The 12,097-nt window shown below is 66.7% G+C and carries 11 protein-coding genes; 3 read left to right on the forward strand and 8 right to left on the reverse strand.

The genetic code is table 11. The features are described from left to right. Positions 1 to 3 precede the first annotated feature (3 nt). The 8 genes from BXA00_RS00565 to BXA00_RS00600 form a co-directional block, all read right to left on the reverse strand. Positions 4 to 1,020 (reverse strand): TauD/TfdA family dioxygenase, encoded by a 1,017-nt coding sequence (locus tag BXA00_RS00565; RefSeq protein WP_076515309.1) that lies wholly within the window; start codon positions 1,018 to 1,020, stop codon positions 4 to 6. A gap of 71 nt (positions 1,021 to 1,091) precedes the next feature. Continuing rightward, positions 1,092 to 1,799, reverse strand: coding sequence for a 4'-phosphopantetheinyl transferase superfamily protein (locus BXA00_RS00570; RefSeq protein ID WP_076515310.1), 708 nt, complete (start codon positions 1,797 to 1,799; stop codon positions 1,092 to 1,094). Then, positions 1,777 to 2,520: a thioesterase II family protein gene (locus BXA00_RS00575; RefSeq protein WP_076515312.1), complete on the reverse strand. Its 744-nt coding sequence runs from the start codon at positions 2,518 to 2,520 to the stop codon at positions 1,777 to 1,779. Before BXA00_RS00575 ends, BXA00_RS00570 begins: the two co-directional genes overlap by 23 nt. Further along, positions 2,517 to 2,744, reverse strand: coding sequence for an MbtH family NRPS accessory protein (locus BXA00_RS00580; RefSeq protein ID WP_076515314.1), 228 nt, complete (start codon positions 2,742 to 2,744; stop codon positions 2,517 to 2,519). The genes BXA00_RS00575 and BXA00_RS00580 overlap by 4 nt, the downstream gene beginning before the upstream one ends. Before the next feature lie 151 nt (positions 2,745 to 2,895). Further along, entirely contained in the window at positions 2,896 to 3,417 is a 522-nt protein-coding gene (locus BXA00_RS00585) for a sigma-70 family RNA polymerase sigma factor (protein WP_076515315.1), read from the reverse strand. A gap of 15 nt (positions 3,418 to 3,432) precedes the next feature. Further along, positions 3,433 to 5,841 (reverse strand): TonB-dependent siderophore receptor, encoded by a 2,409-nt coding sequence (locus tag BXA00_RS00590; RefSeq protein WP_231952176.1) that lies wholly within the window; start codon positions 5,839 to 5,841, stop codon positions 3,433 to 3,435. A gap of 196 nt (positions 5,842 to 6,037) precedes the next feature. Then, positions 6,038 to 7,036, reverse strand: coding sequence for a FecR domain-containing protein (locus tag BXA00_RS00595; protein ID WP_083714121.1), 999 nt, complete (start codon positions 7,034 to 7,036; stop codon positions 6,038 to 6,040). Continuing rightward, entirely contained in the window at positions 7,033 to 7,548 is a 516-nt protein-coding gene (locus tag BXA00_RS00600) for a sigma-70 family RNA polymerase sigma factor (protein ID WP_076515317.1), read from the reverse strand. Before BXA00_RS00600 ends, BXA00_RS00595 begins: the two co-directional genes overlap by 4 nt. A gap of 465 nt (positions 7,549 to 8,013) precedes the next feature. Here BXA00_RS00600 and BXA00_RS00605 point away from each other — a divergent pair, with 465 nt between their 5' ends. From BXA00_RS00605 to BXA00_RS00615, 3 genes are all read left to right on the forward strand, one after another. Beyond that, on the forward strand, positions 8,014 to 8,520 hold the full coding sequence (locus BXA00_RS00605) for a sigma-70 family RNA polymerase sigma factor (protein ID WP_076515318.1): 507 nt from the start codon (positions 8,014 to 8,016) through the stop codon (positions 8,518 to 8,520). Further along, positions 8,517 to 9,497: a FecR domain-containing protein gene (locus BXA00_RS00610; RefSeq protein ID WP_076515320.1), complete on the forward strand. Its 981-nt coding sequence runs from the start codon at positions 8,517 to 8,519 to the stop codon at positions 9,495 to 9,497. The genes BXA00_RS00605 and BXA00_RS00610 overlap by 4 nt, the downstream gene beginning before the upstream one ends. 121 nt (positions 9,498 to 9,618) lie before the next feature. Then, entirely contained in the window at positions 9,619 to 12,096 is a 2,478-nt protein-coding gene (locus BXA00_RS00615; RefSeq protein WP_076515322.1) for a TonB-dependent receptor, read from the forward strand. Position 12,097: the final 1 nt, after the last annotated feature.

Below are 12,097 nucleotides of genomic sequence, written 5' to 3' on the forward strand. Positions count from 1 at the left end.
CGTCTACGCCAGGCAGTCAAGGGGCTGGGCGCTTGCATCGAGGCCCGGTCGGAATCCGGATGCGGATCGGTTGCCGTGCGGCTCGGCCATCGCGACCACCACCTTGCGCGGCCCGGAGAATGGCGTGCGGGCATGCGCGACCAGCATGTTGTCCAGCATCATCACGTCGCCGTCCTGCCAGCCGAACGTGACGGTCTCGTCGGCCAGCACGGCGCGCACCTCGTCAAAGACCTCGTCGGGGATCGGCCGGCCATCGGCGTAATAGACGTTGCGCGGCAGGTTCTCGACGCCCAGGATGTCTTCCAGCGACTCGCGCACCTCGGGCTGCAGGCCCGACACATGAAATAGATGCGCCTGGTTGAACCACACCGCTTCGCCCGTCAGCGGATGATGCGCCACGCCCTGGCACAGCTGCCGCGTGCGCAAGGCGCCATCGTCCAGCCATTCCCATTCGATGCCGGACTGGCGGCAGAAGGCCTCCACCTGCGACGGTTCATCGGTGTTGAACACGTCTTGCCAGGGCAGATCGAAATCGCCGTAGTTGCGCACGTACAGCAAGCCCGCCGCGAAGCGGTCGCGGATGGCGGCGGGCATGCGGCGATAGATGTTGCGGCTGTCGGCGATCGGGGTTTCGCCGCCTTGTGACGCGGCCTTGACGCAATGGAACCAGATCTTCATCGGCCAGTCGCGCGTGTAGGCCTGTTCGTTGTGCAGGGGAATGTGCTGATGCGCCGGATACTCGGTGCTGGTGTAGACACCCGAGGACACGGCGCTACGCGGCGTGGAGGCAAATTCATAGCTCAGCAGTTCGTGGCCGAATGCCGCCGCGAAGCCTTTGAACACCTCCACCGACGGCACATCGAAGCCGCGCAGCAGGACGCCGCCGACGGTGATCAACGCGGTGTCGATCTGGGCTCGCAGGCGCGACAGGGCTATCATGACCGGTTCGCCGGCGCTGGCCGGCGTCAGCAGCAGGGGCAATTCGCTGCCTGCCGGTGCAATACGCTCGAATCGTTCCATTGCTCTCTTTCCACAGTAATTGGGCGCCCGCGGCGCCCGACTGCCCTTGTGCGAAAGGCGACGCCGCGCCTTCAGGCAGGCCGCCGCGGCGATGCGCTGCCGCCCTGATCGTCCAGCCAGGCCAGCGCCGCGAGGTAGCCGGCAGGCGCCGGCAACGCACAGGCGCAGACGGCGCCCTCGGCATCGACGCCCGGCAGGCAATGCCGCAAGCGGTATTCGCCGCAGTCGGCGGGCGTCACGGACAATTGCTGCATGTGCAGCCCGATGCCCAGCCCCAGCGCCTTGAGCACGGCTTCCTTGCCCACCCAATGGCGGTAGAAGCCGGCGGCATCCGGCGCGTGCGCGACGCGCTCGCGCTCATCTTCTGTCAGGCACAGGGGCCCCATCGCCTGCACATCCAGGCACGGCCGCCCCCATTCGATGTCCACGCCCACGGCGCGCTGATTCGACAACGCCACCAAGGCCGCCTGCCCGGCGTGCGACACGCTGAACTCCCACGCGCCGCGCTGCGCGGCGGCGAGCGCGGGCTTGCCATGCAGGCCGCGCGTGAAGACCAGCGCCTGCGCGTCCACGTCCAGCCGCCGCGCCAGCAACGCACGCAGGGTTCGCCGCGTGTCGGCAAAGCGACGGGCGTCATCGACCTGACGAAAACGCCCCATGCGCAGGACCTCGTCGTGGGAGAGTCCATGCGTGGATACGGGTGCTGCGCCGTCCGCCAGCGCGATGCGCCAGACCTCGACGTCGGCGGGGACGCTTTCAGGCAGGCAGAGCTGTTGCATGATGGTTTGCCTTGCAGTCCAGGCCCGCCAGCAGGTCCCGCAGGACCGCCAGCACGGCGAGCTCTTGATGCCGGATGAAGAAGTGCCCGCCGTCGAACCACGCTTCGGTGTGACCCCGCGACGTCTCGGCGCCCCAGCCCGACACTTGCAGGGGCGTGATGTCGTCCTCTCGACCGGCGAACACCGCGATGGGCACCGGCAAGGGGGGCTGCGCCGCATAGCGATGGGATTTGCACAGGCGGTAATCGGCCGCCAGCGTGTCCAACGCCAGGCGGAGCAATTCATCGTCGGCGAACACCGCTTCTGGCGTGCCGCCCTGTTTGCGCATGTCGGCGATCAGCGCATCGTCGTGATCCAGGCCATCGAAGCGGGCCGGATCGCGCAGCGCGGGGGCCGGACTTGCCGAGGCGATCAACAGTTCCGGCAAGCGGCGGCCTTGCCGGCGCAGCCGCGAGGCCATGCGGTAGGCCAGCAGCGCGCCCATGCTGTGGCCGAACAGCACGAAGCGCCCTTGCAGATCGCTTTCGTGCCGATCGCAAAGCTGCGCCGCCAACGTATCCAGGTCGGCGGCGTAAGCTTGCGCGTACCGTTCACCTCGCCCGGGAAGCTCCACGGGGACCACGCGCAGCCAGGCGGGCAACGCCCGCCGCCAGCGCAGATACATCGTGGCGCTGGCGCCCGCGCAAGGCAGGCACAGCAAGGTGACGGTGGACGCGGTCATTGCGGGGTCGTCGGCGTCTGTTCATCCATGAAACGGCGCAGCGATGCGGGCCGCATGTCGGTCCACACGCGTTCGACGAACGCCAGGCAGGTCTGCTTGTCGCCCTTGGTTCCCGTGTCGCGCCAGCCCGGCGGCGTCGCCTTGAAATCCGGCCACAACGAATATTGGTCTTCGTCGTTCACCAACACGCGCAGCACTGCGTCATCACGATCAAAACAACTCATAGCGATCCATCTCCAGACGAGCCTGTGTGCATCAATGCCGCCCTGAAGACGGAATTGACTCTTATTTACATTGACGAACAAGGCGGTGCGGAATTTAGGCGTTTCGAGCTGCCCGCGCCGTTCCGGTGCGGCAGACGGCAAGCGATGCGCCCTAGCCCGGCAGCAGATACTCGCGGCAGGAATTGAGCGCCACGTCCGCATCGCGGATCATGAAGTTCACCAGCGTGGTCGACACGCCAAGCTCGCGCGCCACGTCGCGCTGGGTGCAGCCTTCAAAGCGGTGCAGTTCGAACGCTCGGCGGGTGCGCGCCGACATCGTGGCCAGGGCCTGGACGGCGAGCGCCAGCGCCTGATGGCTGACCGCCGCGTCCTCCGCCACGGATTCCGATACGGCGTACTGCCCGTCTTCCTGGCCCGCGAACAGGCGCGATTCCAGCGCGCGCCGCCGGTGGTAGTCGATCGACAGATGCCGTACGGTCTGGAACAGATAGGCCACCGGCTCGCGCACGTTTTTGGGCGACGGACCTTCCAACAGCTTCAGATACGTGTCCTGGACCACGTCATCGGCCAGGTCCCGCGAACCGAGGATGCGCGTGGCGGTGTGCAGCAGTTGACGTCGATGAACCTGATACAAGGCAGCCAGCTCGTCCCTGATCGATGCTTCGTTGGGCATGATGTCTCTCCTGATTCAATAGCGATACGCGATGGCCGCGAGCACGGTGCGCTCGACGCCATAACGGCAATTGACACGGTCGTTGCGACACACGACCGTCTCCTTATTCAGCAGGTTCATGGCGTCGACGGAGAAGCGCCACGCGCCCGTGTCGTAAGCCAGCGATGCATCGAGAACCGTGGCGCCGTCATTCTTCATGGTGTTGGCGACGTCCACATAGGTCGAGCCGATGTAGCGCACGCCCAGGCCGGCATTCCAGCCAGACAGCGCGCCTTCGGAGAAACGATGCCCCAGCCACAATGCGGCCATGTGGCGCGGCGTGACAATGGGCGTCTTGCCGGCCCCGCCGTCATTGCTGGAGACGTTGGTCACGGCGTTGTAGGTGTAGGCGGCGACCAGGTCCCAGCCATCGCCCTGGCTGAGCTTGGCCTCCAGCTCGACGCCGCGCGACCGCAGACGGCCCGACTGCACGCTGAAGCCCGCGTGGGCCGGATCGGGGTCCGCGGTCAACGCGTTGCGCTGGTTCAGGTTGAACACCGCGACGGTGTAGAGGCTTTGCGAATTCGCGGGCTGGAACTTGACGCCCAGCTCGACCTGGTCCGACTTGGCGGGCGTGAAGGGCGAGCCATCGAAAGCCGCGCCCGCCTGAGGCACGAAGCCCGTCGCATAGCTGACGTAAGGCGCCACGCCGGAGGCAAAGGTATAGGACAGGCCGCTGCGCCACGTGACCGCGTGATCACGCGTGCGGCTGCTGCCGCCGGTCAGCCGGTCGTCGGTGTCGTCAACGTAGCGGTCGTGCCGCGCCCCCAGCGTCAGCGTCCAGGCCCCGGCCTGGATCTGGTCCTGCGCGTACAGCCCCCACTGCGTGCTGACCTGCCGCAGATCCAGGACCGTCTGGCCGGCGTCCAGCGACTTGATCGGCTGGTTGTAGACGGGCTCATAGATGTCCAGTGACGGCGCGAGCGCCTGCCGATAGTTCTGTGTGCCCGCCAGCCTGCGATAGTCCACCCCGGCCAGCAGGGTGTGCGTCAGCCCCGCGCCTTCAAGACGGCCTTCCAGCTGGGTATCCACCGCCACGCCATCGGCGCGCTCGGTCGCTTGCAGCTGCATGCGGGAAAGCGTGCGCCCGTCGGCGGCCAGCGCCAGTGGATACAGGTTGCGCAAGGTCATGTCGCCGCGCTGATAGCGTGCGTTCTGGCGCAACGACCACGTGCTGTTCAGCCGATGCTCGAATAGGTAGCCGATACTGGCGAAGTCTCGTTCGTTGCGGTCATACGCGTAATCGCCGACCAGCGTGTGCGTGGGGTAGTAGGCGCGCGATTCGCCATCGTTGCGGTCGTGCTGGTAGTGCGACAGCACCGTTAACGAGGTGTCCGCATCGCGCCATCGCCACGCTGGCGCCACGTATGCAAGGTCGTCGCGGTAGCGGTGATCGTCGTCGTACTTGTCTTGCGTGCCGGCCTCGCGGAACGTGGCGGTCAGGCGATAGGCAGCGCTGCCAGCCGCGCTGACCGGCCCGCCGAGATCCAGGAAGGCCTGCCTGTTGTCGAACGACCCGGCCTGGACCGCCACTTCGCGAAGCACGGTGGCGGTCGGCCGCTTGGTCACCCGGTTCACGATGCCGCCCGGCGCAACCTGGCCGTACAGGGCCGAAGACGGTCCCCGCAGCGCCTCGATGCTCTCCAGCGCATACGCCGGCATGCGCGCGCGGATCTGGTCGTACGGCATCTGGCTCAAGCCGTCGCGGTAGTCGCCCGTCAGCTTGGCGTCAAAGCCGCGCAGCACCAGCCAGTCATTGCGCACTTCGTTGCCGCCGAAGTTGTCGACCTGCACGCCGGGGGTGTACTGCAAGGCCTGCGTGACCGTGCGCACATGGCGCGCCTGCATCTCTTGCCCGGTCACCACCGACACCGACTGCGGCACACGGATGAGCGGCGTCGAGGTCTTGGTGCCCACGTCGGCCACCCGCGCCACGAAGCCGTCCACGCCGACGCTCGCGCCTTCCACCAAAGTCAGCGGCATCGAGGTGACCGATGGCGTCCAGCCCATGCTTCTGACCTGATAGGCGCCCGGCGTGTCCTGGTGGGCTTCCAGCCCGTAGCTGGCCAGCACCTGGGTAAATGCCTGCTCGACCGTGTAGCGGCCGGTCAGGCCATCGCTATCGAGATTGCGCGTCAGCGACGGGTCGAAGTACAGCAGCACGCCCGCCTGGCTGGCGATCTGCTGCAACACCACCACCAGCGGCCCCGCCGGGACGTCGTAGCGCAGGCTGACGTTCGCCCGCGCGGCTGGGTTATCCAACGCGGCGGCTTGCTGCCCCAGCATCACGGCCAGCGCCAGCAGCAGCATCGTGAAAAGCGCGCGCGCGCCCTGCCCCCTGGGGGGCCGGGCGATGCGCGCGCCGATGCCTGTCTGCCTGGCCATGATGTCCGATGTCGATACGTTGGATGCCGGTCCTGTTCAATAAAGAGGACACGCCAGAGACCAGAACCGGAAAGGTTTTGATGAAATAATTTTTGGCGGCCCCGGCCGGGCGCCCCTAGCCGGGCGCCTGGCGAGGGGCGCCCGGCCAGTGGCGACGGACGGTGGACGACCTGCGGCCGGCAGCCCCGGCCGGCGCTCAGTTAGCGGCCGAGACTCGCACCCAGTAGGACGTACGCTGGCTGATCTGCACGGGCAGCAAGCGGCCAACCGCCGCCAACACCCGATCCGTGTCCGCCAGCGGGAACAGCCCCGAAATGCGGAGCTGGCCCGCGCGCTCGTCACAGGAAATCACGCCCGGCCGGTAGCGGCTGAGTTCGGCCAGGAAGCGCGACAGCGGCATGTTGTCCGCCGCGATCTCGCCGCGCAGCCAGGCGGTATCGCTGGCGGACACCGGCCCCGTGGCGGTCACCCGCCCCGATGTCTGGCGCGCGGTCTGACCGGCTTCGAGCGTCAGGCCGTCGCCAGGGTGTTGATCCGGCAGTATCCGCACTGCGCCCTCGAACAATGCGACGCGCACGGCATCTGCGTCCAGGCGCGTCGAGAACCGCGTGCCCAGCGCATGCACCGCGCCCAGCGGCGTCGCCACGCGGAACGGCATGGCGGCGTAGGCGGCGGCATGGCCGGTTACGACCAGGATTTCCCCCCGGCGCAAGCGGACGACCCGCAGGCCGTTTTCGAAGCGCACGTCGATGGCCGTGTCGGTATTCAGTGTGATATTGGTGCCGTCGGCCAGCGCGATGTCGCGCCGTTCGCCCACGCCTGTCGCGTAGTCGGGAGACAAACGCAACCAGCGGTTCCGATCGGCGGCCCACAGCGCGGGCCCGATACAGCCGGCCATGAAGGCGGCGGCGATCAGCACGCGGCGTCTTCCCTTCTGGCGGCGATCCAGAGACAGGGCCTCATACGCCGGCTTGCCCGCCAGGTCCCGCATACGGGCGTCGGCGCGCGCCAGATGGGCCCACGCGCGCTCATGGTCGGGATCCGCCTGGCACCAGTCGCGCCAGGCGCGCTTGTCGTCCTCGGTGGCCATGCCGGACATGAACAGCACGTACCAGCGCGACGCCTCTTCGGCCACACGGGGCGCCAGCGGCATGCCGCCCGCGTACATGGCCATGGCCGGCGCCGGCCGGCTCACGCCTGATGCTCCTGGGCGAAAAAGCACAACTGCACCGCGCGCACCATGTAGTTGCCCACGGTCCGGGTCGTGACGCCCAGCCGGGTGGCGATGTCCTCGTATTTCATGCCTTCCAGTTGCGCCAGCAGGAAGGCTTCCCGCGCCTTGGCCGGCAAGGAGTCCAGCGCCCGATCGATGGCGCAGAGCGTTTCCAGCACCAGCTTGCGGTCTTCCGGGCTGGGGCTCTGCGCCTCGGGCAGGGTGGCCAGCGTCTCCAGGTATGCCCTTTCGATGCTCTCGCGCCGATAGTGGTTGGCCAGCAGGCGGCGCGCGATAGTGGCCAGAAAGGCACGGGGTTCCAGCAGCGTAGGCGCTTCCCGGGCCGTCAGCACGCGCAGGAAAGTATCGTGCGCCAGATCGGCGGCCACGTCCTCGCCGCCCATCCGATGGCGCAGCCATCCCGCCAGCCACGAATGGTGTTCGGCGTAGAGCGTCTCCGTTCGACGGTGCACGGTCGCGTCGGTGCTGGACATGGGTGAATCTCCAAAGTTTCAACCCGACATGACCGTCAGGGAATGGCAATGATAACCATTATCCATTGAGTCTAGTATCGGTTTTCGTTCACTTTGATGACATGCCGCCTTGCTGAGGTACCCACGAGCCCCTCTTTGAAAAGGCCTCCTGGCAAGACCTCTGCCAGGCGCTCGCACCGGACTGCCCCAAACTGACCTGCGAGACCTGCCGAACGCGGGCACAAACCCGTCGAAATCAAGACAGACCACGGGAGCGCAAGCGGTCGGGGGGTCGTTCATCCGCCGATCGGAACGGAAACGCCCCCCCTCCTGGCGAGGGGATTCAGGCGGACATCGTCGCTGAATGCGCGCACGGTGATGGCCTTGGGTTGTCCCGGTCGATCACCCATCCGCGCCCTTCGCGCCTTGCCTGCACCAAGGCAGTTCTCTACAATAAATAATAATTATCATTTGCAAAAACCTGCAATGCCTTCTACGAAGCAAGTCCAAGTCGAGACGCTCTATGCCGATCACCACGGATGGCTGCGAGCTTGGATACGCCGGCAACTGGGAAATTCGTTCGAGGCCGCCGACCTGGCTCATGACGTGTTCGTCCGCTTGCTGGGCCGGCCAGCGGCGATCGAGACGCGCGAGCCGCGCGCGTATCTGAGCACGATCGCGCGCGGTTTGCTGGTGGACCACTGGCGCCGCCGCGAGCTCGAGCGCGCCTGGCTCGAGGTGTTGGCGCGCACGCCCGAGGAACTGGCCCCTTCGCCCGAGAGCCGGATGCTGGTGCTGGAGGCGCTCATCAAGATCGATCAAATGCTGGACGCCCTGAAACCCAAGGCGCGCCAGGCCTTCCTGTGGGCGCAACTGGATGGCCTGCGCTGTCCGCAGATCGCCGAACGTCTGGGCGTTTCCCTTGCCACCGCCGAACGTTACGTGGCGGCGGGCTTGCGCCAATGCTATGCCCACCGGTTCGGTGACGAATGAGCGAGGCCGCCGTGATTCCTGATGCGGTGGTCGAAGAAGCCATCGCCTGGTCGGTAAAGCTGAACTTCGGCTCGCCCGATCCCGACACCTGTGCCGCCTTCGAGCGCTGGCGCCGCGCGGCGCCCTTGCATGAGCGCGCCTGGGTGCGAATACAAACGCTGAACGCCGATTTCACCGCCGTGCCGCAGCGGCTGGCGCTGGACACGCTCGCCGCCGTGGGGACGGCGCAAGGCGCGCGGCGGAAGCAGCGCCGCGCCATGCTCAAGGGCATGCTGCTGTTGGGCGGTCTGACGGGCACGGGCTGGGCGGTGCGCGAGCACGCGCCGTGGCAGCGCATGCTGGCGGACGTCAGCACCGGCGTGGGCGGGCGTGACCGTCTGACGCTGGCCGACGGGACCTTGCTGGCGCTGAACACCGACAGCGCGGTGGACGTTCGGATGGAAGGCGACGAACGCGTGCTGGTGCTCTATCGTGGCGAGATCTCGATCCAGACCGGCGCCGATGCCGCGTCGCCCGTCAAGCGGCCTTTTCTGGTGCGCACACCGTTTGGCGCAGTCCAGGCACTGGGCACGCGCTTCGTGGTGCGCCTGGATGACGATTGCGCCCGGGTCAGCGTGCAGCAGCATGCGGTGGCGCTGCGGCCCGGCGACGGCGCCGCCCCGGTGATCGCCGAGGCGGGTCAGGCCGCGCGGATGGACCGCCTGGGCGCCCGCCTGGTGCGCAAGCCCGCCATGGCGGCCGATGCCTGGCTGGAAGGCGCGATCGAGGGCCACGACATGAGGCTGGCGGACCTGCTGGCCGAGTTGGCGCGCTATCGGCATGGCCGCATCAGTTGCGCACCGGACGTCGCCGATCTCCGCGTGTCGGGCACCTATCATGTGAACGACACCGACCGCGCCCTTGCCTTCCTCGCCCAGACGCTGCCGATCCGGTTGCGCTACTGGACTCGCTACTGGGTCGCGGTGGGGCCCGCCTGAGGCTTTTCCCGCCCCGTTTGGCGAGCGCCACGATTTATTTTTAAAAAAAGTGAGGGGATTTGCGTCTTCGACCGGCCTACAGGGAAAGAGACCTTTCAACCTGGCCAATCAAGATTTCGCAATGACCCTCGCTCGTAACTCCAGGACGGCGCGCCCGGCGCCCGTTCCGACCGTGTTGTCCACCGTGCTTTCCGGCGTGCTGTACGCCGCCGCCCTGGGCGTCATCTCCCCTGTTGTCCAGGCGCAAAGCGCTGTCGCGGCGCAAGACGCGGAATACACCTTCGCGATTGAAGCCGGCCCGCTGGACCTGGCGCTGAACCAGTTCGCCCGCGCCGCCGGCGTGAATGTGTCGTTCGACGCCGGGCTGGTGAGCGGATTGCGGACCGAGGGCCTGCAAGGTCGCTGGGGCGTCCAACGCGGCTTGAGCGCATTGCTGGCCCGCACCGGATTGGAGGGGGTCAGGTTTTCCAGCGGCGGCTATGCCGTGCGGCGCATGCCCGGCGGCAGCGCGACCCTGCTCGAACCCGTTACGGTGATGGGGCAGGAATACAGTCTGATGACCGAAGGCACCGGGTCCTACACCACGTCGGAGGTGACGATCGGCAAGGGCGAGCAGCGGCTGCGCGACATTCCGCAGTCGGTCAGCGTGGTGACCCGCCAGCGCCTGGACGAGCAGAACCTGACTTCGGTGTACGACGCGCTGGAAAACACCACTGGCGTGACCCTGCAGCAGAGCCCGCAGGGCGGCAAATACATCTATTCGCGCGGCTTCATCAACAGCGTGATCCAGTACGACGGCGTGCCGCTGGAGCGCAGCATGTATGGCCGCGCCAGCAACTACTCGGGCGGCACCGCGTTTTATGACCGCGTCGAAGTGCTGCGCGGCGCGGCCGGCCTGCTGCAAGGTTCGGGCTCGCCCGGCGGCGCGGTGAACCTGGTGCGCAAGCGGCCGCTGGACGAAGACCGCCTCATTGTCGAGACCGCGGCCGGAAGCTGGGACCGCTACGGCATGCAGATCGACGGCAGCGCCCTCCTGAACGAGGACGGCAGTCTGCGAGGCCGCGCCCTGATCGACCGCCAGGACGAGCGTTCGTTCGTGGACCGGGTGGACATGAAGAACACCACCGTCTACGCCACCGTCGAGTACGACTTCTCGCCGCGCACCCAGGTGAACCTGGGATACAGCTACGAAGATTTGCGGGGCAGGCCCTCGATGTCGGGCCTGCCCCGCTACAGCACTGGCGAAGAGGTGGGCTTCAGGCGATCCACCAGCTTTGGCGCGAACTGGAACCGGCAGGAGACGTCGAACCAGGGCTTCTACGCCGACTTCACGCACGCGTTCAATGATGACTGGCGCTTCAAGATGACCGGCGCCTACGTGCAGGAGAGCCAGTACCTGAAGTACACCGCGTCGAGCCGCGCGGTGAATCCGGCGACCCAGATGGCGACCGTCAGCGTAGCCAGGACGGTGGCCGACATCGACACGTCGGGCGTGGACGCGAACCTCACCGGCAAGTTCCAGGCGTTCGGCCGCACGCACGAGGTGGTGGTGGGCGCCAACTACGGGCACAACAAGATCGACACTTCCTACGCTTACCTGGTCAATTACGCGACCTTCAACGCGTTCAATTTCGATCCGGACCTGCCCGAGCCGACCACGGCCGAGATACGCGCAGCCACCGACGAGGTGCGCATCGGCTCGAACCGCGAACTGGGCTTTTACGGCACCACGCGGCTGCAACTGGCCGATCCCTTGAAGCTGGTGCTAGGCGGCCGGTTCAGCCGCTCCAACCGGGTCTGGACGACCGACACCACCACCGCTGGCGTGCTTGTCAACGGGCAGACCAAGCAGGCCAACACCCATTTCACGCCGTATGCCGGCCTGATGCTGGACCTGTCGCCGCAGTGGACCACGTACGTGAGCTACACCGACATTTTCCAGCCGCAGAGCGAGGTGAATGCGGCGGGAGAGGCGCTCAAGCCGATCGTGGGTGAAAGCTACGAACTGGGATTGAAGGGCGAGTTGCTGGACGGCCGTGTGAATACCGCGTTCGCGCTCTTTCGCATCAACCAGAACAACCGCGCCCAGGTCGATTTCAACACCAGCCCGACCTGCGCTGCCGGCTACTTCTGCTACACCGACGCGGGCAAGGTGCGCAGTCAGGGCTTCGACGCGGAGATCAGCGGCGAGCTGACCCGCGGCTGGAACCTTTATGCCGGCTATACCTTCAACACGACCAAGTACCTGAAGGACCAGGATAGCGAAGGCCAGGCGTTCGCGTGGTACACGCCCAAGCACATCTTCCGGCTCTGGACCACGTATCAGCTGCCGGGCGACTTGAACGCCTTCACGGTGGGCGGCGGCGTCAATGTGCAGAGCGGGCAGTCGCGCCAGATCGGCGCCACCACCGTATACGCCAGCGGACGCGCGGTGTGGAGCGCCTATGCGAAGTATCAGATCAACCGCAATTGGGCGGCCACGGTCAACCTCAACAACATCTTCGACAAGACCTATTACAGCGCCGTCGGCAACCTGGTCAACGGCGTCCAGTACGGCGATCCCCGCAATGCCATGCTGACGCTGCGCGGCACGTTCTGAC

The organism is Achromobacter sp. MFA1 R4 (genome assembly GCF_900156745.1).
Taxonomy (GTDB): domain Bacteria; phylum Pseudomonadota; class Gammaproteobacteria; order Burkholderiales; family Burkholderiaceae_B; genus Achromobacter.

What these genes read in the sequence shown, in the direction of transcription:
- BXA00_RS00565 (WP_076515309.1), bottom strand. Translation starts at nt 1,020, where the DNA reads ATGGAACGATTCGAGCGTATTGCACCGGCAGGCAGCGAATTGCCCCTG.
- BXA00_RS00580 (WP_076515314.1), bottom strand. Translation starts at nt 2,744, where the DNA reads ATGAGTTGTTTTGATCGTGATGACGCAGTGCTGCGCGTGTTGGTGAAC.
- BXA00_RS00570 (WP_076515310.1), bottom strand. Translation starts at nt 1,799, where the DNA reads ATGCAACAGCTCTGCCTGCCTGAAAGCGTCCCCGCCGACGTCGAGGTC.
- BXA00_RS00590 (WP_231952176.1), bottom strand. Translation starts at nt 5,841, where the DNA reads ATGGCCAGGCAGACAGGCATCGGCGCGCGCATCGCCCGGCCCCCCAGG.
- BXA00_RS00605 (WP_076515318.1), top strand. Translation starts at nt 8,014, where the DNA reads ATGCCTTCTACGAAGCAAGTCCAAGTCGAGACGCTCTATGCCGATCAC.
- BXA00_RS00585 (WP_076515315.1), bottom strand. Translation starts at nt 3,417, where the DNA reads ATGCCCAACGAAGCATCGATCAGGGACGAGCTGGCTGCCTTGTATCAG.
- BXA00_RS00615 (WP_076515322.1), top strand. Translation starts at nt 9,619, where the DNA reads ATGACCCTCGCTCGTAACTCCAGGACGGCGCGCCCGGCGCCCGTTCCG.
- BXA00_RS00575 (WP_076515312.1), bottom strand. Translation starts at nt 2,520, where the DNA reads ATGACCGCGTCCACCGTCACCTTGCTGTGCCTGCCTTGCGCGGGCGCC.
- BXA00_RS00600 (WP_076515317.1), bottom strand. Translation starts at nt 7,548, where the DNA reads ATGTCCAGCACCGACGCGACCGTGCACCGTCGAACGGAGACGCTCTAC.
- BXA00_RS00610 (WP_076515320.1), top strand. Translation starts at nt 8,517, where the DNA reads ATGAGCGAGGCCGCCGTGATTCCTGATGCGGTGGTCGAAGAAGCCATC.